The organism is Streptomonospora nanhaiensis, from assembly GCF_013410565.1.
Lineage (GTDB): Bacteria > Actinomycetota > Actinomycetes > Streptosporangiales > Streptosporangiaceae > Streptomonospora > Streptomonospora nanhaiensis.
Window position 1 is genome coordinate 2,293,091 of record NZ_JACCFO010000001.1, and the last position, 26,263, is coordinate 2,319,353.

The following is a 26,263-nucleotide window of genomic DNA, read 5'->3' on the forward strand; positions in this document are numbered from 1 at the left end:
GCACACCACCGGGGACCGCCCGCCCACCCCGACCACCCGCCTCACACCCTGGCGGCGCGCCTCTCCTCCGCTGCGGGCGCCGCCACCGCCCGGCACACCGAGGCGCCGTCCGTGTGCGCCCGCGCCGGGCGGGCTGGGCGGGCGGTGTGGGCAGCGTCATATCGGGCCGGGCTCCGAAGGGGTTTCGGGTGGCCGGGGGGCGGACGACCTCAGCGGTCCGGGTTCGGCGGGCGGAGGGGCGGTACTCCGGCGGAAAAGGGGCCGCTGCCTGTAGCGTCGCACCAACCGCCTTTCATCGACCCAGGTCAGGCGGGGTGGCCAACGCAGGTGCGGCGCCGGGCCGCCGGTGTGCGCGGACCTGTGTACGCGAGGCGGCGGCTGCCACACTAGGGGTGAGGCGGCGGCGGACGGGTCGGTCCGGGCGGCCTCGGCCATCCCGACATGTCCGGACGGCGCTGTTCGTCCGGTCCGCCCCGGCCGGTCTGGGAACAACGTGGAGTGGTCATGCGCCTGGTGTTCAGCAATGCCGACGAGGACACGCTCGACCGGTACCGCGAGCTGCTGCCGCGTTCGGCCGCCGCGTGGGCGCGCGCCGCCGGCGCGCCCGTGGCCACGCGGGTCCTCGGCGCCGTCGTCCGCTACAAGCTCGGCGAGCCCCGGGCTGGCGGCGACGGCCTCGTGGCGCGGTGGTCGGCCGCCGACGCCCCCGCCCTGCGGCACTGGCTCACCACCCGCGAGGACCTCTCGCCCGCCGAGACCGCCGCCGTGCCCCGCGCGCTCACCACCTGGTGGACCTTCCTCGCCGCGCGGGGGTGGAGCGATCCCCGGTCGGTGCCGCTGGACCGGTTCCTGGCCGCCTACGCGGCCGCCCACTCGACCGCTCCCCCGCCGCGCCGGCCCGACTACCGCTGCGGTTCGGCACCGGCCGCCCCCGCGGCCGCCGCCCGCCCCGGTATCGGCGACCGCGCCCTCGCCGCCCCGCCGCGCGGCGCGGCCCGGCGCGCGGCGCCCGGACTCACCTTCGCGGCGTTCGCCGCCGCCCGCGCCGGCGCCCGCCTCGCACCCGCCGCGCCCGCCGCCGGCTGGGGGCGCCTGGGCGGCACCCTCCCCGCCGTGCCGCTGCCCCGCCCCGAGGAGTTCACCGAGGGCGTGCTCGCCGCCCCGGCCGTGGCCGGCGCCTCCGGCACCCGGGGCGTCGCCTCCGCGCTGGACCTGTGGTGGGCCCGCTTCACCGACCTGCGCCGCCGCATCGCCGCCGACGTCGGCCCGCGCGCGGCCGAGCCGCTGATCGGCGCCGTGCTCACCGCCCTGTGCGTGGGCCGCGACCTCGGCGCGCCGGTGCCGGTCGCGGCGCACATGGCCGCCGCGTCCGCCGAGGTGCGCGCCGCCGAGCCCCGCCCGGCCGCCGACCTCGCCGCCCGCGCCGCCGAGGCGCTCGCCGAGCTGACCGCGCTGGGCGCCGTGGCCGAGGCCCAGGCAGCGGGCGGCCCGCACGCCGTCCTCACCGGCGTGGGGCGGTGGCTGTGGTACGCGCTGCTGTGCGCGGGCGGGGTGCGGCCGCGCCCGCTCGCCGAGCTGATGGCCGAGGACGCCGAGGTGGTCGTGGACCGGGCCGCCTCCGGCGCCCCCTCCGGCGAGGACGAGCTGCGCCGCTGGATCGCCGCGCGCGGGGCACCGGAGGCGATGCGCGCGCTCGTGGCGCTCTACCGCCGCAGCGACGACTGCGTGCACCGCTCCGTGGCGCGCGCCGCCACCGCCGCCCACGCCCTGGAGGCCCGCCCCTACTACGAGGCGCTGCGGACCGACCCCCGGTTCGGCGCCCGGGCCCGCGCCTGGCTGTTCGACGCCGGGTTCGCCAAGCAGGACGCGCTCGGCCCCGACGACCACCTCGCCCCGCTGCTGGACGGCCTCGCGGCCAGCCTGCGCCTGGGCACCTACGGCAACGACGACGAGGGGTCCTACTTGAGCGTCAGCGAACCAGAACTGCCCGGCGTCTTCGACACCGCCGCCGGCTGCGGGCACCCCGAGAGCCCGTTCGTGCTCGCCTGGTTCGCCCAGCACCACCCCGACCACCGCATCCGCGCCGCCGCGCGCAGCGCCCGGGCGGCGCTGGTCCGCCAGCGCGCCGGGTGAACGGCCGCGAGGTGCGGGCCGACCGCCGACACACTATTCTCGACCGTCGTGAGCACTCCCCTCCGCGATCTCTTCGCCGGCGTCGGCATCCTGTTCCAGGGCCTGGGCATCATCGTCCGCCATCCCCGCCTGTTCGTGTTCGGCGCCATCCCGCCCCTGGTCACCTCGGTGCTGTTCGTGGTCGGGTTCGTCGCGCTGGTCACCAACATCACCGACCTCACCGCCTGGCTCACGCCGTTCGCCGACGGCTGGTCGGAGGGCTGGGCCACCACCCTGCGCGTGGCGGCCGGGATCGTCCTGATCGCCGCCGCGGTCATGCTCATGGTGGTCGCCTTCACCGGCCTCACGCTGGCCCTGGGGTTCCCGCTCTACGACAAGATCGCCGAGAGCGTCGACGACTACCTGGGCGACGCGCCGCCGTCCTTCGACGACTCCATCACCCGTACGATCGTCCGAGCGGTGCGCCAGTCGCTGGGCCTCATCCTGGTCTCGGCGCTGATCTCCATTCCGATGTTTCTCGCCGGGTTCATCCCGGTCGTGGGCCAGACGGTCGTGCCGGTGGTCTCGGGCATGATCGGCGGCTGGCTGCTCACCATCGAACTCCTGGGCACACCGTTCGAGCGGCGGCGGCTGCTGCGGGTGCGCGACCGCCGCGAGGCCATGCGCCGCCGCCGGTTCCTGGTGTGGGGCTTCGGCATCCCCAGCTACCTGCTGCTGGCCGTCCCGTTCGTCGCGGTGCTGGCGTTCCCCGTCGTCACGGCCGGCGGCACCGTCCTGGCGCGGCAACTGCTGCCGCCCGCCCCGCCCGCACCGCCGCAGGCGCCCCACGGCTACGCGCCGCCGACCCACCCGGGCATGCCGCCCGGCCCCTCCGCCCCGCCGCAGGGCCCCTACGGCCCGCCTCCGGGACCCGGCCACCCGCGCGGCTGAACCGCCGGCGCGGCGGCCGCCCCGCGCTCGCCGCCGCGCCCCGAGCTAACCGTTCCGCCACGACTTACTTACCGCCCGTTGCACTATCGTGTGGCGCACGCCACGCTAAAGGAGCTTCTGCGGACGCCTCTCTGGGAGCGCTCCCAGATATGGGAGCGCTCCCAGCAGGCTCCGCGGTCGCTCCCCTCCGGACACAACCCCCGTCCTGTCCATCCCCCTCACCATCCCCATCCCCGCCTTCTCGATCTCCTTCCTCATGCACCATCCCCCACCCCATCCCCCACGGCCGCGCCCCCGCGGCCGGGAACGTGACAATGAGGAGTGCACAGGTGAACCTCGCCCGACTGACGGCCCTGATGGGCGGCGCCGCCGTCCTGGCCGCCGGGTTCGCGGTGGCCCTGCCGCCCGAGCCCGCCGAGGCCCACGGCGGCCTCACCTACCCCGCCACGCGCACCTACGCCTGCTACCGCGACGGCATCGACAACGGCAACGGCGGCTCGCTGGACCCGCAGAACCCCATGTGCCAGGACGCGCTGGCCGCCAACAGCTACCCGTTCTGGAACTGGTTCGGCAACCTCATCAGCAACGCGGGCGGCCGGCACCGCGAGATCATCCCCGACGGCAAGCTGTGCGGCCCCACCAGCCAGTTCGACGCGTTCAACGCCCCGGGCACCGAGTGGCCGGCCACCGACGTGCGCGCGGGCCAGCAGATCACCTTCCGCTACAACGCCTGGGCGCCGCACCCCGGCACCTGGTACCAGTACATCACCAAGGACGGCTGGAACCCCGACGAGCCGCTGGGCTGGGACGACCTCGAACCTGTGCCGTTCGACCAGGTCACCAACCCGCCGATCAACGGCTCGGGACCCGACGGCGCCGAGTACACCTGGAACGCCGCGCTGCCCGACAAGAGCGGCCGGCACATCATCTACTCGATCTGGCAGCGCTCCGACAGCCCCGAGGCGTTCTACAACTGCGCCGACGTCAACTTCACCGGCGGCGGCACCACCGAGCCCGACACCGAGGCGCCCACCGCCCCCGGCGCGCCCATGGCCCACGAGGTCACCGGCGACAGCGTCGACCTGATGTGGGGCGCGGCCAGGGACAACCGCGGGGTGACCCGCTACGAGGTCCGCGACGCCGCCACCGACGAGGTGGTGGCCACCAGCACGCGCACCGAGGCCACGGTCACCGGGCTCACCCCCGAGACCGACTACGCGTTCTACGTGGTCGCCCTCGACGCCGCCGGGAACACCTCGCCCGCGTCGTCCACCGTCAGCGTCACCACGGGCTCGGCCAACGAGACCAGCGGCGAGTGCACGGTCGACTTCACCGTCGCCAACCAGTGGTCGGGCGGCTACACCGCCAACGTGAAGCTGACCAACGACGGCGACGCCGCCATCAGCGGCTGGACGGTCGACTGGGAGTTCACCGACGGCGCCACGGTCTCCAACGGCTGGTCGGCGGAGTTCCAGCAGCACGGCGACCACGTCATGGCCACCAACGCCGCCTGGAACGGCAACGTCCCCGCCGGCGGTTCGGTGACCTTCGGGTTCAACGCCTCCTCCACGGGCCCGGCCCAGGTTCCCGAGGCGTTCCGGCTGGACGGCTCGTCGTGCGCCACGGCGTGACCGGGTAGCCCACCAGACCACTCCCCACGATCCCCCGGCCGGGGGCGGCAGGGTCCGGCCGGCGGGATCGACCGGGGCGGGAAGGCGGACGTGCGTCGGGGCACCGCCTTCCCGCCCTTTTCTCACGCGCGGGAGGCCGGGCGCCCGGCCTCAGCGCAGGCCGGGCGCCCGGCGCAGGCCCGTCTGGATGATGCGGTCGACCAGCGCCGGGTAGTCCACCCCGCTGGCCGCCCACATCTGCGGGAACGCCGAGGACGGGGTGAACCCGGGCAGGGTGTTGATCTCGTTGACGTAGACCCGGCCGTCGTCGCCGTAGAAGAAGTCCACCCGCGCCAGCCCCTCGCAGCCCAGCGCCTCGAACGTGCGCGCGGCCTCGCGGCGGATCTCGGCGACCACCTCGGCGGGCAGGTCGGCGGGGATCGACAGGGTGCTGGTGGACAGGTACTTGGCCTGGAAGTCGTAGAAGTCGAAGCCCTCGGCCACGTGGATCTCGGCGGGCAGCGAGGTGTCGGGCGCGCCGCCGTCGAGCGACTCCAGCACGCCGCACTCGATCTCGCGGCCGGGCACCGCCGCCTCGACGATCACCTTGGGGTCGTGCTCGCGCGCGGACTCGATCGCGGCGACCACGGCGTCGGTGTCGGCGGCGTCGGACACCTTGGTGATGCCCATGCTGCTGCCGCCGCGGGCGGGCTTGACGAACAGGGTGGCGCCCAGTTCGGCGATGTCGTCCAGCACCCGCTTGCGCTCGCCGCGCCAGGCGCGGTCGGGCACGGCGACGTAGCGGCCGGTGGGGATCCCGTGCCCGGTGAACAGGGCCTTCATGAAGACCTTGTCCATGGAGGCGGCGCTGGCGAAGACCCCGGCGCCCGCGTAGCGGACGTCCATCATCTCGAAGAGGCCCTGGACGGTGCCGTCCTCGCCCAGCGGGCCGTGCAGCAGCGGCAGGACGACGTCGATGCCGCCCAGCGGGCGCGGCGCCTGGCCGTCGGCCAGCACCATGAGGTCGGCGGCGCCGCTGAAGGGCACGGCCAGGCGCGGGCCGGAGCCGTCGACCTCGGGCAGCCGGCCGTCGACGATGGCCAGCTGCTCCAGTTCGGCCGAGGACAGGGTCCACTCGCCCTGGCGGGTGATCCCGATGGGCACGATCTCGTACCGGTCGGTGTCGATCGCCGAGATGACGCCGCCCGCGGTCACGCAGGAGATCTCGTGCTCGGTGCTGCGTCCGCCGAAGACGACGGCGACCCGGATTTTACGCTGCTCGGCCATGCTGCCCGACCCTATCTCGCCCTATCAACCAACAGGAACCGGTTGATCCCGGTTGCGGCCGTTCGTTCCACGGTCGTGTCCTGGTGCCCGGTTGGCGGGCGTCCGAACGTCCGATGGGCCGACGGCCCCGTCTCATCTTGCGGTCTGGTCGGCGCCGCAGCGGTCCAACGCCGCCAGCGCGTCGCCGATCAGGTCCCGCGGATCCTCCAGCCCGATGGAGAAGCGCACCGCGCCCGGCCCGATCCCCGCCTTCTCCAGGGCGTCGTCGCTCATCTGCCGGTGGGTGGTGGAGCCGACGTGGCCCACCAGCGTGTGCGTGCCGCCCAGCGAGGCCGCCACCATCGCGGTGCGCACGCCGTCGGCCAGCGCCATGCCGGCCTCCCGCCCGCCGCGCGGGGTAACGGTGACCACCGCGCCGAACCGGTCGGGGTCGAACAGCCGGGCCGCGAGCGCGTGGCCGGGGTGGTCGGGCAGGCTGGGGTGGGCCACGCTCTCCACGGCGGGGTGGGCGGCCACGGCCGCGGCGAACTCCGCGGCGGTGGCGCACTGGCGGGCCATGCGCAGCGGGAGCGTCTCCAGCCCGCGGTGCAGCAGGAACGCCTCGTCGGGGGCCAGGCAGGGCCCGAGGTCGACCCGCGCCGAGCGCACCGCGGCCATCACCTCGGGCCCGCCCACGGCCACACCGCCGGTGGCGTCGCTGTGCCCGCCGATGTACTTAGTGGCCGAGTGCACCACGATGTCGGCGCCGTGCTCCAGCGGCCGGCACACCGCGGGCGAGGCGAACGTGGAGTCGACCACCAGGGCGGCGCCCGCGTCGCCGGCGACGGCGGCCAGAGCGGGCAGGTCGGCCACCGTCATCGTGGGGTTGGACAGGGTCTCGGTGAACACCACGGCGGTCTCGGGCCGCACCGCGGCGCGCACCGCGTCCAGGTCGGTGATGTCGACGAAGTCGACGGCCACCCCGAAGCGCCGCAGCAGGCCGTCCAGCAGCGAGTAGGTGTTGCCGTAGATGGAGTGCGAGGCGACCACGTGGGCACCTGCCCTGGTCAGCCCCAGCAGCACGCTGCTGATGGCGCCCATGCCCGAGGCGAACGCCTCGCCGCGCACCTCGCGCCCGCTGCCGCCGGCCTCCATGGCGGCCGCCGCCCGCGCGAAGGCGTCGGCGGTGGGGTTGTCGATGCGCGAGTAGGAGTAGCCGGGCACGGTGCCGGCGAGCACGTCGGCGTAGTCCCGCGAGGTCGCGAACTCGAAGGTGGTGGTGCGGTACACCGGCGTGCGCAGCGGCCGCTCGGTGGGGGGCGGCCCGGTGGGCAGCCGCACGGCGCGGGTGTTCTCCCCCGGCCGGTCCCCGGCGTCCCGCCGGCTCCGCTCCCGGCCGGTGCGGCCGTGTCCGCTGTGGCGGCCCTGCTCGTGCATGGTGGCGTGTCTTCCGTTTCGGCTGGTCGTGCCGCGACGGTCCCCCCGACCGCCCGGCTGGGCGCCCGCACCGCTGCGGCGCGGGCGCGCGGGCTACACCCCGTAGCGCTCCGGCTTGGCGCTGCGCGACATGAACGCCGCGAGCGCCTCGGCCGGGGGGAGGCCGTGGTGCATCATCGCGACCACGGCCTCGGTGATGGGCATCTCGACCCCGGCGGCGCGGGCCAGGGCCAGCACCGACTCCGAGGACTTGACCCCCTCGGCGGTCTGCCGGGTCTCGGCGACGACCTCCTCCAGGGTCATGCCCTGGCCGAGCTTCTCGCCGAAGGTGCGGTTGCGCGACAGCGGCGAGCTGCACGTGGCCACCAGGTCGCCCATGCCGGCCAGGCCGGCCAGGGTGTGCTCGTCGGCGCCCAGGGTCACCGCCAGGCGCACGGTCTCGGCCAGGCCGCGGGTGATCAAAGACGCCTTGGCGTTGTCGCCGAAGCCCATGCCCACGGCCACGCCCACGGCCAGCGCGATGACGTTCTTCACCGCGCCGCCCAACTCCACCCCGACCAGGTCGGTGGCGGTGTAGGGGCGGAAGTAGGCGGACTTGCAGATGTGCTGGAGCCGCACGGCGGTGGGCTCGTGCGGGCAGGCCATGACGGCGGTGGCCGGCTGGCGCTGGGCGATCTCGCGGGCCAGGTTGGGGCCCGAGACCACCGCCACCTGCTCGGCCGGCACGGCCAGGACCTCGGTGATGACCTCGCTCATGCGCAGCGAGGTGCCCAACTCGATGCCCTTCATCAGGCTGACGACCACCGCCGAGGGGGCGATGTGGGCGCGCCAGGCCGACAGGTTGCCGCGCAGTGTCTGCGAGGGCACGGCCAGCACCACGAAATCGGCGCCGTGCAGCGCCTTGGCGGGGTCGGTGGTGGCGGTCAGCGCCGGGTTGAGCGGGATGCCCGGGAAGTAGTCGGGGTTCTCGTGGCGCGCGTTGACCGCGTCGGCCACGGCGGCGCGCCGCCCGCACAGGACCACCTCGGCGGCGCCGGCGTCGGCGACCACGTTGGCGAAGGCGGTCCCCCAGGAGCCGCTGCCCATGACCGCGACCTTGGTGGCGTGCTCCCGCGGCGTGTCAGCGCTCACCGGCGGGTCGTCCCCTCGCCGTTGGCCGTGCCGTCGAGGGCGCCGTCGGCGGCCGGCGTGTCGGCGGCGGGCTCGGCCGGAACCGGGTCCGCGGGGGCCGGTGCGGCGGACTCGGCCGCGGCGACCTCGGGCGCCTCGGGGGCGGCCGGCGCGGCGCCGGCGGCGTCGGAGCCGCCCTGCGCGTCCTGCGCGTCGCCCTGGCGCGCGCGGCGCATGTCGTAGGGCTCGGCGGGCGGGACCTCGCCGCGCAGCCCGGCCTGCAGCTCGGTGATGGCGCGCATGATCTCGGCGGTGGCCTCCTTGAGGACCGTGGCCGTCATCGGCTTGTCGCGGTAGGCCGACAGGTCCACCGGCGGTCCGGCGATCATCTGCACCCGCTTGCGCGGGAACGGCCGCAGCTTGGCGGTGCCGTAGCGCAGCAGGTGCTGCTCGCCCCAGTGGGCCAGCGGGACGACCGGCACCCCGGTGCTCAGCGCCAGCCGCGCCACTCCGGTGCGGGCGGTCATCGGCCACAGGTCGGGGTCGCGGGTGCAGGTGCCCTCGGGGTAGAAGATCACCGAGGCGTTGTCGCGGGTCAGCGCCAGCTCGGCCGCGTGCAGGGCCTTGACGGCGTCGGTGCTTCCGCGCTTGACCGGGATCTGGCCGGTGCTGCGGGCCACCGCGCCCACCAGCGGGATGCGGAACACCCCCTCCTTGGCGGTGAAGGTGGGCCAGCGGCGCGCGCCGATGTAGAGGTAGTGGGCGATGGTCAGCGGGTCGGCCATCGACAGGTGGTTGGCGGCGATGATCACCCCGCCCTCGCGGGGGACGTTCTCGGTGCCCTGCCACTCGGGCCGGGTGACCAGGCCGAGGACGGGGCGGACGATGGCGGCCACGACCGTCTTGACCCATTGCACTTCGCGCTGCTTAGCCACGGGCTCCTCCGTTTCGACCTGCGTCGCCGATGTGGCGCACCGGACCGCCGGCGCGCACCGCTTCGCCGCGCCGTGTCCGTCGGGTGGCCGCATGCGGCCGGTCCAGTCTAGGCGGACGGGGCGATTGCCCATGTCCGACCCGATTTAGGCGTTCGCGGCCCCCGCCCGCCGGGGCCTTGGGGGCGGCGGTGCCCCGGGTGCCGTGGCACCAGTGTCCCCCAGCGGCGCCGCCCCATGCCCGCACGCCCTCGCGCCCGCGCGCGCCGGGGCCGGACGGCATAGCCTGGCGGGCGGGGGCGGGCCCGGGGAGCAGGCGGTCCGGCGAGTCGAGGAGGGGCGCGATGCCGCCGTTGGATGATGACCGGCGCTGGTCGCTGGTGGTCCCGGTGAAGCGCCTGGGCGCGGCCAAGTCGCGCCTGGCGGGGGCGGCCGAGTTGCGCGGGCTGGCCCGCGCCGACCTCGCGCTGGCCGTGGCCTGCGACACGGTGATGGCGGCGGTCTCCTGCCCGCGCGTGGGGGCGGTGTTCGTGGTCACCGACGACGACCGCGCCGCGCGGGCGCTGGCCGAACTGGGCGCGCGCGTGGTGGGCGGCGAACCGGGCACCGGGCTCAACCCGGCGCTGGTGCACGGCGCCGCGCTGGCGCTGCGGGAGTTCCCGCACCGGGGCCGGGCCGCACTGTCGGCCGACCTGCCCGCGCTGCGGGCCGGCGAACTGGAGCGGGTACTGGACGCCGCGGCCGCGCACCCGGTGTCGTTCCTGCCCGACGCCCCCGGGATCGGCACCACGCTGTACGCGGCTCGGCCCGGGGCGGCATTCGCCCCGGCGTTCGAGGGCGCCTCGCGGCGGCGGCACCGCGCGGCCGGGGCGGTCGAACTCGACGGCACCGCCGCGCCCAGCGTGCGCCGCGACGTCGACACCCCCGAGGACCTGCGCGAGGCCGCCGCGCTGGGTGTGGGACCGTACACGGCCAAGCTGCTGGCGCGCGCCGCCCGCTGAGGCGGGCGCGCGCCCGCGGTGACCGCCGCGCGGGGCGGCGGGGGCGCGGACGGCCCGGGGCGGGCGCCCCGTGACACGCCGCGGCGCCCGGGTCCTCTCGGGGGACCCGGGCGCCGACGCGCGGGCGGCGTGCGCCGCCGCGGGACTACTTCTTCTCGCCGTTCACCAGGGCCTTGAAGTCGGCCCCCGGGCGGAACTTCGGAACGAAGCTCGCCGGGACGTTGATGGTCGCCCCGGTGGCGGGGTTGCGGGCCTCGCGAGCGGCGCGCTCGGACTTCTCGAAGACGCCGAAGCCCGTGATGGCGACCTTGTCGCCCGAGGCCACGGTCTTCTGGATCGTCTCCAGCACCGCGTTCACGGCTTCGGTGGCGGTCTTTCGGTCGCCCATACGTTCAGAGATGGCGTCGATCAGGTCACGCTTGTTCATTGGTTCCTCCGGTTCCCCCTTGCTCGCACGAAATTAGGGGACACCCGGCCTCCGACACAAACACAAACGCCCGTGAATTCAGCGTGTCGGGGGGTCTTCGGCCTGCTGAGCAAGCTCCTGGAGCATCGCGTCGAGCCGAGCGGAGGCGCGCACTGGATCCCTTTTGACCGCCTCTGTGACCGTCAAAAGCCTACGTATAACCGGAATCCGGACACCGTCGGGCAGTGCGTTGGCGCGGCGGTGCGCTTCCCGCAGCCGCCGCGCCAAGTCAAGGTAAAATTCTGCGGAATCCGGTTCTACTGGGTGACCGGAAGCCATGCGTGGCGCCGCTTCTCGTAGGCGTCGATGTCGTCGGTGTGGCGCAGCGTGAGGGCGATGTCGTCCAGCCCCTCCATCAGCCGCCACCGTGTGTAGTCGTCCAGTTCGAACGGCTGCACGATCCCCGGCGCCCGCACCTCGCGCTCGACCAGGTCCACGGTCACCTGGGTGGCGGGATCGGCCTCGACCGCGTCCCACAGCCGCTCGACCACGTCCTGGGGCACCACGACCGTCAGCAGCCCGCCCTTGAGCGAGTTGCCGCGGAAGATGTCGCCGAACCGCGGCGCGATCACGGCCTTGAACCCGTAGTCCTGGAGCGCCCAGACCGCGTGCTCGCGCGAGGACCCGGTGCCGAAGTCCGGGCCGGCCACCAGCACGCTGCCGCCGGCGAACTCCGGCTTGTTCAGCACGAACTCGGGGTCGTTGGCGCGCCAGGCCGCGAACAGGCCGTCCTCGAACCCGGTGCGGGCCACCCGCTTGAGGTAGACGGCGGGGATGATCTGGTCGGTGTCCACGTTGCTGTAGCGCAGCGGCACGGCGCTGCCGGTGTGGACGGTGAACTTCTCCATGTCGGCTATCAGTCCCTTGTGTCTGCGTGCGGCGCGGGCTACAGGTCGGCGGGCGAGGACAGGGTGCCGCGCACGGCGGTGGCGGCGGCGACCAGCGGCGACACCAGGTGGGTGCGCCCGCCCTTGCCCTGGCGGCCCTCGAAGTTGCGGTTGGAGGTGGAGGCGCTGCGCTCGCCCGGCTTGAGCTGGTCGGGGTTCATGCCCAGGCACATCGAGCAGCCCGCCTCGCGCCACTCGGCGCCCGCGGCGGTGAAGATCTCGCCCAGGCCCTCGGCGTTGGCCTGCTCCTTGACCCGCATGGAGCCGGGTACCACCAGCATGCGGACGTTGTCGGCCACCTTGCGGCCCTTGATGATCTCGGCGGCGGCGCGCAGGTCCTCGATGCGGCCGTTGGTGCACGAGCCCAGGAACACGGTGTCGACCCGGACCTCGCGCAGCGGCGTGCCGGGCGCCAGGTCCATGTAGGCCAGCGCCTTCTCGGCGGCGGCGCGCTCGGTGGGGTCGGTGAACGACGCCGGGTCGGGCACCGCGGAGTCCAGCGGCGCGCCCTGGCCGGGGTTGGTGCCCCAGGTGACGAACGGGCTCAGCTCGGCGGCGTCGAGCACGACCTCGGTGTCGAAGACCGCGTCGTCGTCGGTGCGCAGGCTCCGCCAGTGCGCCACCGCGGCGTCCCAGTCGGCGCCCTGGGGCGCGTGCGGGCGGCCCTTGATGTAGTCGAAAGTGGTGTCGTCGGGCGCGATCATGCCCGCGCGGGCGCCGGCCTCGATCGACATGTTGCAGATCGTCATCCGGGCCTCCATGGACAGCTCCCGGATGGCCTGGCCGCGGTACTCGATGACGTAGCCCTGGCCGCCGCCGGTGCCGATGCGGGCGATGACGGCCAGGATGATGTCCTTGGCGGTCACGCCCTCGGGCAGCGAGCCGTTGACGGTGACCGCCATGGTCTTGAACGGCGCCATCGGCAGCGTCTGGGTGGCCAGCACGTGCTCGACCTGGCTGGTGCCGATCCCGAACGCCAGCGCGCCGAACGCGCCGTGGGTGCTGGTGTGGCTGTCGCCGCAGACGACGGTCATGCCCGGCTGGGTCAGGCCGAGCTGCGGGCCCACCACGTGGACGATGCCCTGGTCGATGTCGCCCATGGGGAACAGCCGCACGCCGAAGTCGGAGGCGTTCTTGCGCAGGGTCTCGATCTGGGTGCGCGAGACCTTGTCGGCGATGGGGCCGAGGATGTTCTCCGTGGGGACGTTGTGGTCCTCGGTCGCGATGGTCAGGTCCGGGCGGCGCACGGGCCGGCCGGCCAGCCGGAGCCCCTCGAACGCCTGCGGACTGGTGACCTCGTGGACGAGGTGCAGGTCGATGTAGAGCAGGTCGGGTTCGCCATCGGCACGCCGGACGACGTGCTCCTCCCAGACCTTCTCGGCCATCGTGCGAGCCATGTGCCACGTCTCCTCGCGTCTTGTGAAACTGCATGGGAAGGCTGCTCGCCGCCGTGCCCGTGATCGGCCCCCGCCGCGGCGACCACGCGCGCCCGGCCTGGTGAGCGCCGCGGGGCGCGCGGGCCGGACGACTTGCATTCCAAATAGCGAGACGGCAATATCAAGCCATGGACAACTCTAGCTCATCCAGCGGCGTCGGTGTGCTCGACAAGACGATGTCGGTCCTCGACGCCCTGGAGTCGGGGCCCGCCACCCTCGCCCAGCTCGTGCGCATCACCGGCCTGGCCCGTCCCACCGCCCACCGCCTGGCCGTCGCCCTGGAGCGCCACCGCATGGTCACGCGCGACAGCCAGGGCCGGTTCGTCCTGGGCCCCCGGCTGGGCGAGCTGTCCATCGCCACCGGCGAGGACCGGCTGCTGGCCATCGCCACCCCGGTGCTCACCCAGCTGCGCGACCTCACCGGCGAGAGCGCCCAGCTCTACCGCCGCCAGGGCGACTCCCGCGTGTGCGTGGCCGCCGCCGAGCGCACCAGCGGGCTGCGCGACACCGTTCCGGTGGGCAGCGAGCTGCCCATGACCGCCGGTTCGGCCGCCCAGGTGCTGCTGGCCTGGGAGGACCCCGCGCGGGTGCGGCGGCTGCTGGCCGCCGCCCGCTTCAGCGAGACCGCGCTGCAGTCGGTGCGCCGCCGCCGCTGGGCCCAGAGCGTCGGCGAGCGCGAACAGGGCGTGGCCTCGGTGTCGGCGCCGATCGCCGGGCCCGGCGGCCGGGTGATCGCCGCCATCTCGGTGTCGGGCCCCATCGAGCGGCTCACCCGCACGCCGGGGCGGCTGCACGCCCAGGCGGTCACCTCGGCCGCCGAGAAGATCAACGAGGCGCTGCACGCCCAGGACCCCGCGGCGGTGTAGGCGCGGCCGGCCGCGCCGCGCTCAGCCGCCGCCCTCCTCCAGCGGCACCCGCAGCACGCGGTCGTCGTCGGCGGCCGGGAAGCCCCGGCCGTCGCGGTTGCTGGTGCCCAGCCACAGGCCGTCTCCGCCCGGAGCCGGAACCACCGACCGCAGCCGGCCGTAGTCGCCCGCGAACAGCGCCTCGGGCTCGCCGAGCGGATCGTCCGCGCGGCCGGTGAGCGGCATGCGCCACAGCCGCTCGCCGCGCAGCGCCGCCACCCACAGCGATCCGGCGGCCACGGCCGCCCCACTGGGCGAGGACTCCTCGGTGGTCCAGGTGACCACGGGGTCCACCAGGTCGTCGGGGGCGTCGGGGCCGCCCACGCCCTCGACCTCGGGCCAGCCGTAGTTGCCGCCGGCCTCGATCACGTTGACCTCGTCGTAGGTGTCCTGGCCGAACTCCGTTGCGAACAGCACGTCCTCGGGCCCCCAGGCCAGGCCCTGCACGTTGCGGTGGCCGTAGCTGTAGACGAGGTTGTCGAACGGGTTGCCGTCGGCGGGGCGGCCGTCGGGCGTCATGCGCAGGATCTTGCCGCCCAGGTCGCCGGTGTCCTGGGCCCGCTCGGCGCGCCCGGCGTCGCCCGTGGCCGCGTAGAGCAGGCCGTCGGGGCCGAACGCCAACTGGCCGCCGTTGTGGTGGTCGGCGGCGGGGATGCCGTCGACCAGTACGCGCGACTCCCCCAGCGCGAGGCGGCCGTCCTCGCCCCACTCCAGGTCGATGCGCGCGATGCGGTTGTCGGAACGGGCGGTGTAGTAGACGTAGACCTTCTCGGGCCGCGAGCCGTAGGGGTCCAGCGCGATGCCCAGCAGGCCGCCCTCGCCCCGGGGGCGCACCCCCGCGACCGTGCCGACCTCGCTGACGCCGCCGTCGTCGTCGACACGCACGATGCGGCCGGAGCCGCGCTCGGTGGCCAGCGCCCCGCCGGAGGGCAGCACGGCGATCCCCCACGGGACCTCCAGGCCGCCGGCCACGGTTTCGGGCTCGCCGGGCGGGACCAGGCGGCCGGTGGCGTCGGCGGCACCGCCGCCGGGGGTGTCGCCGGCTGTGCGCTCGGGACCGGATCCGCCGGGCGCGCCGCCGCCGCACCCCGCCGCGAGCACGGCGGTGATCGCGAGTACGCAGGTCAGAAAGCGCGCGGGGGGACGCCTGGGCTGGGATCGGTCCATGGGTGGGGGCATGCCCGCTGCGGGGCGCGGCCGAACGTGGCGGCGGGCGGAGAGGCGGTGGAGGGGCCGCCCGCCCCGTCCTGGCGGGCGGCCACCGATGGGACGGTCCGCCACCCGCTCCGGTGGCGTGCCGTCCGCACCCACCGGAACACTAGAGCGGCCTGGTGACAGAATCGGTCGCGCGGCCGGAGGTGTCGAGCGAATTCCGCAACCTGGCGGCCAGGTGGCCGGCCCAGCGGCGGTAGCCCTCCGCGCCGGGGTGGAACCCGTCGGCGGAGAACAGCTCCGGGCCGCTCAGGGCGGAGCGCGGGAAGGCCGCGTGGTCGGCGCCCGGAAGCCGCGCCAGCACCGCCCGCAGCCGGGCGTCGAGGTAGCGCGAGCGCAGGCCCAGCAGCGGGCGCAACGGCCAGGGCAGTGCCGGGAACCTCTCCAGCGGAGGCAGCGCGCTGAACGCCGTGGCGGCGCGCGGCCAGCGGGCGCGCACGCCGCCGGCGATGGCGGCGGCGTTGCGGGCGAAGGCGCGACCGGAGGTCATCCGGGTGATGTCGTTGACCCCGACCACCACCAGGACGAGGTCGGGCCGCCAGGCGGCGCCGGCCTCCCGCGCCGCGGCGGGCAGGAGCGCGCCGGCCACCCGCGCGGAGTCGGCCCCCGAGCGGGCGGCGGCGCGCCACTCCACGGCCCGCCCGGTGGCGGCGGCCAGTTCGGCGGCGACCCGGCCGGGCACGCCGTCGGCCAGGGAGTCCACCCCCACACCGGCGGCCGAGGAGTCGCCCAGCACCAGCAGGCACAGGGGCTCCGGCCCGGCGGCGCCCTCCGCCGCGCCGGTGCCGGGGGCGGTGCCGCGGGTGCCCCGGGCCGGCGGCAGGGTGAGGGCGGTGCGGCGCACCCGCCGGCCCTGCACGAGCAGGACGGGGGCCGCCGCCCACACCAGCGCCTGGGCGGCGGTGAGCAGGGCGGTCCTCATCGCGCGTCCGGTGCCGCCGCGGCCGCCCCGGCGCCGGTGCCGCCGCGCGTGCGGCGGCGGGCCAGGCGGTCCAGGGCGCGGCGCGTGCTCCGGTCGACCGGAACCGTGCCCAGCGCCCGGCCCAGGCCGTGGTCGGGCATGTTGAGGTAGACGGCCTCGTAGCCGGCCCCCTGCTCGGCGCGCTCGGACTGCGGGGCGCCGATCTCGTAGGTCTCGTGCCACACCCCGGCCCCCGCGCCGCCCTCGCGCAGGTAGCGCTGCCAGGCGGCGCTGTGCGTGGCCCGGCGGGCGTAGTCCATCAGGGCCCGGGTGCTCTCCCAGTACTGCACGGCGGTCACGCCGCGCGCGGAGGGCAGCACGCGCTCGTGCAGCAGGCCCAGAGCGGGGTCGGCCCGGAGTTCGGAGCTCATCGCCAGGAAGGCGCGGTTGATCCACATCCAGCGGCGGGGTCGCAGCAGCGCGTTGACCCGCACGCCGAGCAGGAAGACGGTCAGGCTCTCGCGGGGCTCGGTGGTGGTGCGGCGCACCTGAGTCTGGGGCATGGTGCTCGGTCCTCTACGTCGCCGGTCCGGCCGCGCCGGCCGGAGGGTGCGGACTTACGCCGCGGCCGGCTCCTGGACGGTCGCGCCGCGCACCCCATTGGATAGTTGAACTCTCTAACGTTGGAGAGTAGTACTCTCCAACAGAGGAAGGCAAGGGGGTTCTCTCGGATGCGGATATCGGAGCTGAGCAGGCGCAGCGGGGTGCCCGTGGCGACCATCAAGTACTACCTGCGGGAGGACCTGCTGCCCAAGGGCGCGGCGGTCTCCACCACGCAGGCCGACTACTCCGAGGCCCACCTCCAGCGGCTCCGGCTGGTGCGCGCCCTGGTCGAGGTGGCCGAGGTCCCGCTGGCCCGCATCCGCGCCGTGCTGGCCGCGGTGGACAACCCCGACCTCGACCTCCACACGGTCCTGGGCACCGCGATCTTCGCGATGAGCGCCACGCCCGAGTCCCACCCCGGCGACCCCGCGTGGGACCGCGCGGCCGAGCAGACCGACGCACTCCTGGCGGAGCTGGACTGGCGCGTCACGCCGGACTCCCCCGCGCGCGTCCAGCTGACGCGGGCGCTGGCGGCCATGCAGGCGCTGGGCCGCCCGGCGACCCCCGAGATGCTTCGGGGGTACGCGTCGGCGGCGCACCAGGCGGCGGAGCTGGACGTGGCGTGCATCGACCCCGAGGCGCCGCGCGAGGAGGCGCTGCTCCACGCGATCAGCCTGTCGGCGCTGATGGAGCAGTCGCTGTCGGCGCTGCGCCGACTGGCGCAGGAGGACGTGTCGGCGGCGCGGTTCGGCGCCGCGCCGGCGCGCACCGGGAAGGGACCCGGCGCCCGGTAACGGCAAAGGCCCTCATCGGTGCGGATGAGGGCCTGCGCGTGTGTCGGTGTGGTACCCCCGAGCGGATTCGAACCGCCGTTACCGCCTTGAGAGGGCGGCGTCCTAGGCCACTAGACGACGGGGGCGTGTGCAGTGGGTCCACCCTATCGGACCGAATCGGGTGATCCGGCCGCGATCGCGGCGGAACCGGGAGCGCCGGGGCGGCTGGTGACCGCCCCGGCGACCCAGCAAAAAAGCCCCCGCGCGAAGCGGAAGCCTCTTCACCTGGCATTGTCCCTGCTGCGTACCCCCGAGCGGATTCGAACCGCCGTTACCGCCTTGAGAGGGCGGCGTCCTAGGCCACTAGACGACGGGGGCCTGATGTGATCGCCTGGGCGATCGAGCCGGTGACCGACTCGTACCGGCCGCCGTGACCGGAGGCCGTGGCTGGGGTACCAGGACTCGAACCTAGACTAACTGAACCAGAATCAGTCGTGCTGCCGATTACACCATACCCCAGTGCGTTCGGTGGGAGCCGGAGAGTTCCGATCGCCGGTCCCGCTCCCCCTCGGCGCAGGCATTACTTTAGCGGACATCCGGAGTGCTCGCGAACCGATAACCCGGCGGACACCCGCCGGGGGCCCGAGAGCCCCGCGCGGGCGGCGCACGGCGCCGCCCGCCGCGCCCCGCTCACGCCTGAGCGGCGTCCTCCGCGCCGGCCGCCTCGGCGCGCAGCCGCTCCAGGGCCGCGCGCAGCCGGCCCAGGGTGCGCTCGCGCCCCAGCACCTCCAGCGACTCGAACAGCGGCAGGCCCACCGTGCGCCCGGTGACGGCCACGCGCACCGGTGCCTGCGCCTTGCCCAGCTTCAGCCCCAGCCCCGCGCCGGCGGCCTCGACCTCGGCCTTCAGCGGCTCGGCCGCCCACTCCAGGGCGGGGTCGGCCAGCCGCTCCAGGGCGGCCTCAAGCATGGGCACGGCGGTGTCGGGCTTCATGGCCTTGGCCCAGCTCCTGTCGTCCTCGGCGGGCTCGTCCAGGAACAGGAAGTCGACGTTGGGCACGATCTCGCCGAGCACGGCCACCCGGCTCTGCGCCAGCGGCGCCACGGCCCGGAAGGCCGCCTCGTCGAAGTGGTCGGCGGGCCAGGGCGCGGACTCGCCGGTCAGCCAGGGGCGGCAGCGCTCGACGAACTCCGCAGGGTCCAGCGCCCGGATGTACTCGCCGTTGAACGCGCGCAGTTTCTTCTCGTCGAAGAAGGCGCTGGAGCTGTTGACGTCCTCCAGCCGGAACAGCGGGACCATGTCGGCGAAGGGCATGATCTCGCGGTCCTCGCCGGGGCCCCACCCCAGCAGCATGAGGTAGTTCACCATGGCCTCGGCCAGGAACCCCTCGTCCTGGTAGGACTCCAGGGCGACCTTGTCGCGGCGCTTGGAGAGCTTCTGCCGCTTCTCGTTGACGATCACCGGCAGGTGCGCCCACACCGGCGCGGTGCGCCCCAGCGCCTCCCACAGCAGCTGCTGCTTGGGGGTGTTGGACAGGTGCTCCTCGCCCCGCACGACGGTGTTGACGCCCATCTCGACGTCGTCGACCACGTTGGCCAGCACGAACAGCGGCGAGCCGTCGGCGCGGGCGATCACGAAGTCCTCGATGGCGCTGTGCTCGAACTCCACCCGGCCGCGGACGCGGTCGTCCACCACGGTCGGCCCGCCCTCGGGCACGCGGAACCGCAGCGCCCGTCCCGGGCCGGGCTCCAGCCCGCGGTCGCGGCAGAAGCCGTCGTAGCCCAGGTGGGGGTTGCCGCGCCGCTCCTGCACCTGCTCGCGGGTGCAGTCGCAGTAGTAGGCCCGGCCGTCCTTGTAGAGCCGCTCGGCGGTCTCGCGGTGCTTGCCGGCGTAGGCCGACTGGAAGTACGGCCCCTCGAAGTGGGGGTCGTCGGCGCTGATCCCCAGCCACGCCAGCGCGCGGATGATGCCGTCCGTCCACTCCGGCCGGTTGCGCGCCGCGTCGGTGTCCTCGATGCGCAGCACGAACCTGCCGTCGGCCTGCTGGAGGGCCAGTGCCCAGTTGAAGAGCGCGGACCGCGCGCCGCCGACGTGGAACATGCCAGTGGGAGACGGCGCGAAGCGCACGCGGATCGGAGTCTCAGTCACACGCCCAAGCCTATCGGCGCACGCCGCGGGCCGGTCCCGGCGCGCGCGGGGCCGGGCCGGGGCGCGGCGGCTCAGTCGCGGGGCACGACGCGGTTGGTCAGGGAGCCGACCTTCTCGACCGTCACGGTCATCTCCTGGCCGGTCTGGACGGGTCCGACGCCGGCCGGGGTGCCGGTGAGCAGGACGTCGCCGGGCAGCAGGGTCATGAACGAGGTGACGTAGGAGATCACCGCGGGGATGTCGTGGATGAACTGCGAGGTGCGGCCGTCCTGGCGGACCTCGCCGTCGACCGTGGTGGTGAGGCGGAGGTCGCCGGCCTCCTCCAGCGACAGCCCGGTCTCGATCCAGGGGCCGATCGGGCAGAAGGAGTCGAAGCCCTTGGCGCGGGTCCACTGCTTGTCGGTCTGCTGGAGGTCGCGGGCCGTGACGTCGTTGGCCACCGTGTAGCCGAAGATCACGTCCTTGGCGCGCTCGCGGGGGACCTCGCGGCAGGGGCGGGCGATCACGATCGCCAGCTCGCCCTCGAAGTCCACGCGCTGGGAGACCGGCGGGTAGAACACCGGGTCGCCGGGCCCGGCCACCGAGGTCGAGGGCTTGAGGAAGACCACGGGCTCCTCGGTGCTGGGACCGGTGATACCGCTCATCTCGGCGACGTGGTCGGCGTAGTTCTTGCCGATGCACACGACCTTGCTGGGCAGCACCGGCGAGAGCAGCCGGACGTCCTCGACCTTGGCGCGCTCGCCGGTGAGCTGGAACTGGCCCATCAGGGGGTGCCCGCTGATCCGGGAGACGTAGTCCTGGCCGCTGTCCTGGTCGGTGTCGACCAGGCCGTAGGCCACCTCGTCGTTCACGGAGAATCTTGCGATGCGCACGTCTGCAGCCTGCCTGTTCATAGCCGGTGGTGCTCCGCCGACCAGCGTACCGAGCCGGTGCGGGGGCGGGCCGCCCCGCCCCGGCCCGCCGCGGCCGCGGGCCGGGGCGGCCCGGCCGACCGGGTGGCCCGGATCGGGACGGCCCGTGACGGCACGCACGTTTCGGACACCCGAGAAGGTGCACCGGATGCGTTCCGTTTCTGCGATGCTGTGGGCGTTCCCGACCATCCGAGCCAGGAGAGGCCGCCGGCTTGTCGCATCCATCCCCCGCCGCCGCACGCGCCCGCCGCGCCCGGCGGCGGCGCACCTACGTCCTGGAACTGGTGCTGGGGCTCGCCGTCATCGCGGCCGGCACCGGGCTGCTCGTCCTGGACCGGCAGGCGCCCGACCTCGCCTCCGGCGCCGCCGGCGCCACGGCGAGTCCGCCGCCCGCCGGCGCCGACGGCGCCGGAGGCGACCGGCCGGGCTCCGCCGACGCCGCCGCGCCCCAGGCCGAGGGCCCCGGCGGCGGCGACGCGGACGGCGGCACGGACGGCGGGGGCGATGGGCCCGGGGCGGCCGGGCGCGACGGCGGGGGCGACACCGCCGAGGAGGACCGGCCCGAGGGCGGCCGCGAGGGCGGCGACGGCGACGGCGAAGCAGCCGGGCTGCCCGCCCTGCTGCGCTCGGTGGAGGAGGAGGTGACCTCCGGCAGCGGCGACCTGGAGGTGGTGCCCGGCCAAAGCGAGCCCGCCGGCGAGGGGCCGCTGACCCGCTACATCGTGGAGGTCGAGAAGGGCCTGCCCGGCGAGCCGGAGGACTTCGCCGCGGCCGTGGAGCAGATCCTCGCCGACGAGCGCAGCTGGCGCGGCGAGGACGCGATGTCCGTGCAGCGCGTGGACTCCGGGCCGGTGGACTTCCGGGTGGCCCTGGCCGCGCCCGAGACCGTGGACCGCATGTGCGCGCCGCTGCAGACGCTGGGCCGGGTCTCCTGCACCACCGGCGGGCGGGCGATCATCAACCAGAACCGGTGGGTGTCGGGGGTCGAGCACTTCGACGGCGACCTGGAGACCTACCGCGTCTACGTCATCAACCACGAGGTCGGCCACGCGCTGGGCCACGGCCACGTGAACTGCCCCGGCCGCGGGGAGCCCGCGCCGGTGATGCAGCAGCAGACGTTCGGCCTCCAGGGCTGCGAGCCCAACGGGTGGGTGCACCCCTGAGCGTCCGCCCGGCCCCGCCCGGCCCCGGCGGTTTGCCGGGCGCCGCGCGGTCGCGCGGCGCCCGGCAGGCCCGCGTGATCAGTCCTGCGGGTAGCCCTGCCGCAGCAGACCGTAGGTGACGGCCTGCTCCAAAGCGATCCAGGACGCCTCGATGACGTTCTCGCCCACGCCCACCGTGGTCCACTCCCCCCGGCCGTCGCTGAAGGTCACCAGGATCCGGGTGACCGCGGCGGTGCCCGAGGCCCCCTCCAGGATGCGGACCTTGTAGTCGGTCAGCTCCAGCCCGCCCAGGGCGGTGTAGACGCCCTCCATGGCCGAGCGCAGCGCCCGGTCCAGCGCGTTGACCGGGCCGTTGCCCTCGCCGGTGGCGATCACCCGCTCGCCCTTGACGTGCAGCTTGACCGTGGCCTCGCTGACGGCCGACTCGTCCGCGCGCCCCACCGCGCGCCGCTCGGCGATGACCCGCCAGGACTCGGTGTCGAAGTAGCGCACCGGCCGGCCCAGCTCCTCGCGCAGCAGCAGCTCCAGCGACGCGTCGGCCGCCTCGAAGCTGTAGCCCGCCAGCTCCATGCTCTTGACCCGCTCGACCACGCGGCCCGCCAGCTCGCGGTCTCCGGACAGGTCCAGACCCAGCTCCTTGGCCTTCAGCTCGATCGAGGCGCGCCCGGCCATGTCCGACACCAGCATGCGCATGTCGTTGCCCACCAGCACCGGGTCCAGGTGCTGGTAGAGGTCGGGGTCGACCTTGATCGCCGAGGCGTGCAGGCCGGCCTTGTGGGCGAACGCCGACACCCCGACGTAGGGCTGGTGGGTGCTGGGCGCGATGTTGACGATCTCGGCGATGGCCTGCGACACCCGCGTCATCTGGCTGAGGCAGCCCTCGGGCAGGACGTCGCGGCCCTGCTTGAGCTCCAGGGCCGCCACCACCGAGAAGAGGTTGGCGTTGCCCACGCGCTCCCCGTAGCCGTTGGCCGTGCACTGCACGTGCGTGGCGCCGGCGTCCACGGCCGCCAGCGTGTTGGCCACCGCGCAGCCGGAGTCGTCCTGGGCGTGGATGCCCAGCCGCGCGCCCGTGGCCTCGCGGACCTCGGTCACGACGCGGGTGATGTCGGCGGGCAGCATGCCGCCGTTGGTGTCGCACAGCACGACCACGTCGGCGCCCGCCTCGGCGGCGGCGCGCACCACGCTCAGCGCATAGGCGGGGTCGTGCCGGTAGCCGTCGAAGAAGTGCTCGCAGTCGAGGAACACCCGCCGGCCGCTGCCGCGCAGGAAGGCGACGGTGTCGGCGACCATCGCCAGGTTCTCCTCGCCGGTGGTGCGCAGCGCCCGCTCCACGTGCCGGATGTCGCTCTTGGCCACCAGGGTGACCACCGGCGCGCCGGAGTCGCGCAGCGCCAGGACCTGGGGGTCCTCCTCGGCGCGCACCCCCGCCCGCCGGGTGGAGCCGAAGGCCGACAGCCGCGCGTGGCGCAGGTCCAGCTCGGCGGCGGCGCGCTGGAAGAACTCGGTGTCCTTGGGGTTCGCCCCCGGCCAGCCGCCCTCGATGAACGCCACCCCGAACTCGTCGAGGAGCTTGGCGATGGCCAGCTTGTCGGCGACGGTGAGGTTGATGCCCTCGCGCTGGGCCCCGTCGCGCAGCGTGGTGTCGAAGACGTGGAAACTGTCGTCAGGCATGGGTTCTCGAACTCCCGCGGATCGGTGTGCTCTCGTGGTGCGGGCCCCGCCGCCAACAAAAAAGACCCCTCGTGGACACGAGAGGTCAGCGCGCTGGCGAGGTCCGGTTTCAGCCAGCGCGCCTCACGATAATGATGACCTGAGACGGCACGTAGGCCAGTCTGCCACATGCCGGGGCGCCGATCCGGGTCCGCCGGGCAGAAGTCTCACTGCGTGAGACGCCGACCGCGGGCGCGCCGGGGCCCCGGCGCGCCCGCCCCCGCGTGTCAGCCGAAGGTGCGCACCCAGCCGTGGGTGTCGGGGCGGGTGCCGTACTGCAGCGCCACCAGCTCCTCGCGCAGGCCCATGGTGACGGGGCCGGGGCCGCCGTCGCCCATGGTGAACTCCCCGGTGCGGCTCTTGACGCGGCCCACGGGGGTGACGACGGCCGCGGTGCCGCACGCGAACACCTCGGTCAGCTCGCCGGACTCGGCCGCGCGCCGCCACTCGTCGGTGGACAGGCGGCCCTCCTCGGTGGCGAACCCCAGCTCGGGCGCGAGCGTGAGCAGGGAGTCGCGGGTGATGCCGGGCAGCAGGGTGCCGGTGAGCGCGGGGGTGAGCAGGCGGGCCTCGTCGCCGGAGCCGAAGACGAAGAACAGGTTCATGCCGCCCATCTCCTCGACCCAGCGGTGCTCGACGGCGTCGAGCCACACCACCTGGTCGCAGCCCTGGTCGACGGCCTGGGCCTGGGCGAGGAAGCTGGCGGCGTAGTTGCCCGCGAACTTGGCCTCGCCGGTGCCCCCGGGTGCGGCGCGGGTGTAGTCCTCGCTCAGCCACACGGTGACGGGCTTGACGCCCCCGGAGAAGTAGGGGCCGGACGGAGAGGCGATCAGGACGAACCGGTAGCTGCGCGAGGGGTTGTTGACGCCGAGGCCGACGTCGGTGGCGAACATGAACGGGCGCAGGTAGAGGCTGCTGTTGGGCTGGGTGGGGATCCAGTCGGCGTCGGCGGCCAGCAGGGTCTCGATGGCGCCGAGGAACAGCTCCTCGGGCAGTTCGGGCATTGCCATGCGCCGCGCGCTGCGGTTGAACCGCGCGGCGTTGGCGTCGGGCCGGAAGCAGGCGACCTCGCCGCCGGGGTGGCGGTAGGCCTTCAGGCCCTCGAAGATCTCCTGGGCGTAGTGCAGGGCCGCCGTGGCGGGGTCGAGGGTGAGGGGGCCGTAGGGCTCCAGACGGGCGTCGTACCAGCCCTTGCCCTCCTCATAGGCGATGGTGACCATGTGGTCGGTGAACACGTTGCCGAACCCGGGGTTGTCCAGCAGCTGCGCGCGCTCCTGCGGGGTCCTCCGCTGAGCCGAGAGCTGGACGTCGAACGTCAACCCGCTTGTGGTGGTGCCGTTGTTCATGGGTCAGGTCCTCTCCGTACATCGGGCCGGCAGCGCCGACCCGGCTTCCAGTGTGACGGAAACAACGCACCCGCGGCCATACCGCCGCACACCCACCGTTGCGGGCGGCCGGAGGGCCGCCGCGCGGGGGCGCGCAGCGCGCAGCGGGCGCGCCGTGAATCGGCACGCCCGCTGCACCTGGAGATCCGTGTGTCCGCCTCAGCCGCGCCGATTTGCGACCAGCAGGGCTGAGGCGCCGGTCGGCGGCGTCAGCCCTGCCCGGCTACTCGCTCGGCGATGGCGTCGCCGATCTGGGCGGTGGAGCGCTCGCTGAGGCCGTCCTTCGCGCGGGCCAGCAGGTCCTCGGCCACGGCGCGCTCGATGGCGCGCGCGGCCCCGCTCAGCCCGAGGTGGTCGAGCATGATCGCCGAGGACAGGACGGTGGCCGTGGGGTCGGCCTTGCCCTGGCCGGCGATGTCGGGGGCCGAGCCGTGCACCGGCTCGAACATGCTGGGGAAGTCGTTCTCGGGGTTGATGTTGCCGCTGGCGGCCAGCCCGATGCCGCCGGCGATCGCCGCGCCGAGGTCGGTGATGATGTCGCCGAACAGGTTGTCGGTGACCACGACGTCGAAGCGCTGCGGCTGGGACACGAAAAACATGGTGGCGGCGTCGACGTGCAGGTAGTCGACGGAGACCTCGGGGAACTCCGCGCCCACCTCGCGCACGACGCGCTGCCACAGCTCGCCGGCGTAGCTGAGCACGTTGTCCTTGTGCACCAGCGTGAGTTTGCGGCGCGGGCGGCGCGCGGCCGCGGCGAAGGCGTAGCGCACGACGCGCTCCACGCCGAAGCGGGTGTTGACGCTGTCCTGGGTGGCGATCTCGTGGGGGGTGCCCTTGCGCAGCACCCCGCCCATGCCGGCGTAAGGGCCCTCGGTGCCCTCGCGCACCACGAGCATGTCGATGTCCTCGGGCGCGACGTCGGCGAGCGGGGTGGTGACGCCGGGGTAGAGGCGGACCGGGCGCAGGTTGACGTAGTGGGAGAACGCGAACCGCAGCCGCAGCAGCAGGCCGCGCTCCAGCACGCCGCTGGGCACGCTGGGGTCGCCCACCGCGCCGAGGAAGACGGCCTCGTGCCCCCGCAGCTCCGCCTCGACGGAGTCGGGCAGGGTCTCGCCGGTGGCGTGCCACCGGCGGGCGCCCAGCTCGTACTCGGTGGTGTCGAAGGCGAGGTCGTGCCCGGAGGCGACGGCGGAGAGGACCTTGAGGCCCTCGGCCACCACCTCGGGGCCGATCCCGTCGCCGGGGATGACGGCCAACTTCACGGTGCGCGCAGCCATTACCAGCCCAGCCTCTAATCTGCTCGTCTCGTCGGGGTTTCCGGTGCGGCCTCACGGCGGGGTC

23 protein-coding genes and 3 tRNA genes are annotated in these 26,263 nt (G+C 74.5%); 7 read left to right on the top strand and 19 right to left on the bottom strand.

The features are described from left to right. Positions 1-504: 504 nt before the first annotated feature. From HNR12_RS09865 to HNR12_RS09875, 3 genes are all read left to right on the top strand, one after another. Positions 505-2,133 carry a hypothetical protein gene (locus tag HNR12_RS09865; protein WP_179767210.1) on the top strand — a complete coding sequence of 543 codons (1,629 nt, stop codon included), beginning with the start codon at positions 505-507 and terminating at the stop codon, positions 2,131-2,133. Between the two features lie 48 nt (positions 2,134-2,181). Continuing rightward, a complete protein-coding gene (locus tag HNR12_RS09870; RefSeq protein ID WP_179767211.1) occupies positions 2,182-3,063 on the top strand; it encodes an EI24 domain-containing protein in 882 nt (293 codons plus the stop codon). Between the two features lie 329 nt (positions 3,064-3,392). Next, positions 3,393-4,694 (top strand): lytic polysaccharide monooxygenase, encoded by a 1,302-nt coding sequence (locus HNR12_RS09875; protein ID WP_308118924.1) that lies wholly within the window; start codon positions 3,393-3,395, stop codon positions 4,692-4,694. A 150-nt stretch (positions 4,695-4,844) separates the two neighbouring features. Here HNR12_RS09875 and HNR12_RS09880 read toward each other — a convergent pair whose 3' ends face one another. The 4 genes from HNR12_RS09880 to HNR12_RS09895 form a co-directional block, all read right to left on the bottom strand. Then, a complete protein-coding gene (locus tag HNR12_RS09880) occupies positions 4,845-5,960 on the bottom strand; it encodes a D-alanine--D-alanine ligase family protein (RefSeq protein WP_179767212.1) in 1,116 nt (371 codons plus the stop codon). A gap of 132 nt (positions 5,961-6,092) precedes the next feature. Further along, the gene (locus HNR12_RS09885; RefSeq protein ID WP_179767213.1) at positions 6,093-7,376 is read right to left on the bottom strand and encodes a trans-sulfuration enzyme family protein; all 1,284 of its coding nucleotides are present in this window, start codon (positions 7,374-7,376) and stop codon (positions 6,093-6,095) included. A 93-nt stretch (positions 7,377-7,469) separates the two neighbouring features. Then, a complete protein-coding gene (locus HNR12_RS09890) occupies positions 7,470-8,507 on the bottom strand; it encodes an NAD(P)H-dependent glycerol-3-phosphate dehydrogenase (protein ID WP_308118923.1) in 1,038 nt (345 codons plus the stop codon). After that, positions 8,504-9,421: a lysophospholipid acyltransferase family protein gene (locus tag HNR12_RS09895; protein ID WP_179767214.1), complete on the bottom strand. Its 918-nt coding sequence runs from the start codon at positions 9,419-9,421 to the stop codon at positions 8,504-8,506. Before HNR12_RS09895 ends, HNR12_RS09890 begins: the two co-directional genes overlap by 4 nt. Positions 9,422-9,762: 341 nt before the next feature. Here HNR12_RS09895 and cofC point away from each other — a divergent pair, with 341 nt between their 5' ends. Then, positions 9,763-10,419 carry a 2-phospho-L-lactate guanylyltransferase gene (gene cofC / locus HNR12_RS09900; RefSeq protein WP_179767215.1) on the top strand — a complete coding sequence of 219 codons (657 nt, stop codon included), beginning with the start codon at positions 9,763-9,765 and terminating at the stop codon, positions 10,417-10,419. A 145-nt stretch (positions 10,420-10,564) separates the two neighbouring features. On the opposite strand, the gene HNR12_RS09905 is transcribed toward cofC, so the two are convergent. The 4 genes from HNR12_RS09905 to leuC form a co-directional block, all read right to left on the bottom strand. Continuing rightward, entirely contained in the window at positions 10,565-10,846 is a 282-nt protein-coding gene (locus HNR12_RS09905) for an HU family DNA-binding protein (RefSeq protein ID WP_179767216.1), read from the bottom strand. Positions 10,847-10,924: 78 nt separating this feature from the next. Then, positions 10,925-11,164: an SCO5555 family protein gene (locus HNR12_RS29890; protein WP_449337973.1), complete on the bottom strand. Its 240-nt coding sequence runs from the start codon at positions 11,162-11,164 to the stop codon at positions 10,925-10,927. Continuing rightward, positions 11,143-11,733: a 3-isopropylmalate dehydratase small subunit gene (leuD, locus tag HNR12_RS09910; RefSeq protein ID WP_179767217.1), complete on the bottom strand. Its 591-nt coding sequence runs from the start codon at positions 11,731-11,733 to the stop codon at positions 11,143-11,145. Before leuD ends, HNR12_RS29890 begins: the two co-directional genes overlap by 22 nt. 38 nt (positions 11,734-11,771) lie before the next feature. After that, positions 11,772-13,169 carry a 3-isopropylmalate dehydratase large subunit gene (gene leuC, locus HNR12_RS09915; RefSeq protein WP_179767218.1) on the bottom strand — a complete coding sequence of 466 codons (1,398 nt, stop codon included), beginning with the start codon at positions 13,167-13,169 and terminating at the stop codon, positions 11,772-11,774. A 215-nt stretch (positions 13,170-13,384) separates the two neighbouring features. On the opposite strand from leuC, the gene HNR12_RS09920 reads away from it, so the two are divergent. After that, the gene (locus tag HNR12_RS09920; protein ID WP_274614033.1) at positions 13,385-14,074 is read left to right on the top strand and encodes an IclR family transcriptional regulator; all 690 of its coding nucleotides are present in this window, start codon (positions 13,385-13,387) and stop codon (positions 14,072-14,074) included. Between the two features lie 21 nt (positions 14,075-14,095). On the opposite strand, the gene HNR12_RS09925 is transcribed toward HNR12_RS09920, so the two are convergent. The 3 genes from HNR12_RS09925 to HNR12_RS09935 form a co-directional block, all read right to left on the bottom strand. After that, entirely contained in the window at positions 14,096-15,280 is a 1,185-nt protein-coding gene (locus HNR12_RS09925; protein ID WP_179767220.1) for a PQQ-dependent sugar dehydrogenase, read from the bottom strand. A gap of 151 nt (positions 15,281-15,431) precedes the next feature. After that, on the bottom strand, positions 15,432-16,247 hold the full coding sequence (locus HNR12_RS09930) for an SGNH/GDSL hydrolase family protein (RefSeq protein ID WP_179767221.1): 816 nt from the start codon (positions 16,245-16,247) through the stop codon (positions 15,432-15,434). Then, positions 16,244-16,789 carry a monooxygenase family protein gene (locus HNR12_RS09935; RefSeq protein WP_179767222.1) on the bottom strand — a complete coding sequence of 182 codons (546 nt, stop codon included), beginning with the start codon at positions 16,787-16,789 and terminating at the stop codon, positions 16,244-16,246. Before HNR12_RS09935 ends, HNR12_RS09930 begins: the two co-directional genes overlap by 4 nt. A 168-nt stretch (positions 16,790-16,957) precedes the next feature. On the opposite strand from HNR12_RS09935, the gene HNR12_RS09940 reads away from it, so the two are divergent. Beyond that, a complete protein-coding gene (locus HNR12_RS09940) occupies positions 16,958-17,623 on the top strand; it encodes a MerR family transcriptional regulator (protein WP_179767223.1) in 666 nt (221 codons plus the stop codon). Positions 17,624-17,672: 49 nt separating this feature from the next. Here the strand turns inward: HNR12_RS09940 and HNR12_RS09945 are convergent. The 5 genes from HNR12_RS09945 to HNR12_RS09965 form a co-directional block, all read right to left on the bottom strand. Beyond that, positions 17,673-17,748 (bottom strand) — tRNA-Glu (locus HNR12_RS09945). A gap of 159 nt (positions 17,749-17,907) precedes the next feature. Then, positions 17,908-17,980: transfer RNA gene (locus tag HNR12_RS09950), tRNA-Glu, on the bottom strand. A 66-nt stretch (positions 17,981-18,046) separates the two neighbouring features. Then, a tRNA-Gln gene (locus HNR12_RS09955) sits at positions 18,047-18,121 on the bottom strand. 171 nt (positions 18,122-18,292) lie between these two features. After that, complete coding sequence (gene gltX, locus HNR12_RS09960) at positions 18,293-19,750, bottom strand: glutamate--tRNA ligase (protein WP_179767224.1); 1,458 nt, start codon at positions 19,748-19,750, stop codon at positions 18,293-18,295. Between the two features lie 71 nt (positions 19,751-19,821). After that, entirely contained in the window at positions 19,822-20,622 is an 801-nt protein-coding gene (locus HNR12_RS09965; RefSeq protein ID WP_179767225.1) for a fumarylacetoacetate hydrolase family protein, read from the bottom strand. A 251-nt stretch (positions 20,623-20,873) separates the two neighbouring features. Here HNR12_RS09965 and HNR12_RS09970 point away from each other — a divergent pair, with 251 nt between their 5' ends. After that, positions 20,874-21,824, top strand: coding sequence for a DUF3152 domain-containing protein (locus tag HNR12_RS09970; RefSeq protein ID WP_246425046.1), 951 nt, complete (start codon positions 20,874-20,876; stop codon positions 21,822-21,824). 78 nt (positions 21,825-21,902) lie between these two features. On the opposite strand, the gene cimA is transcribed toward HNR12_RS09970, so the two are convergent. From cimA to HNR12_RS09985, 3 genes are all read right to left on the bottom strand, one after another. Further along, a complete protein-coding gene (cimA, locus tag HNR12_RS09975; RefSeq protein WP_179767226.1) occupies positions 21,903-23,498 on the bottom strand; it encodes a citramalate synthase in 1,596 nt (531 codons plus the stop codon). A gap of 266 nt (positions 23,499-23,764) precedes the next feature. After that, the gene (locus tag HNR12_RS09980; RefSeq protein WP_179767227.1) at positions 23,765-24,883 is read right to left on the bottom strand and encodes a branched-chain amino acid aminotransferase; all 1,119 of its coding nucleotides are present in this window, start codon (positions 24,881-24,883) and stop codon (positions 23,765-23,767) included. A 248-nt stretch (positions 24,884-25,131) separates the two neighbouring features. Then, positions 25,132-26,199 (bottom strand): 3-isopropylmalate dehydrogenase, encoded by a 1,068-nt coding sequence (locus tag HNR12_RS09985; protein WP_179767228.1) that lies wholly within the window; start codon positions 26,197-26,199, stop codon positions 25,132-25,134. Positions 26,200-26,263 lie beyond the last annotated feature (64 nt).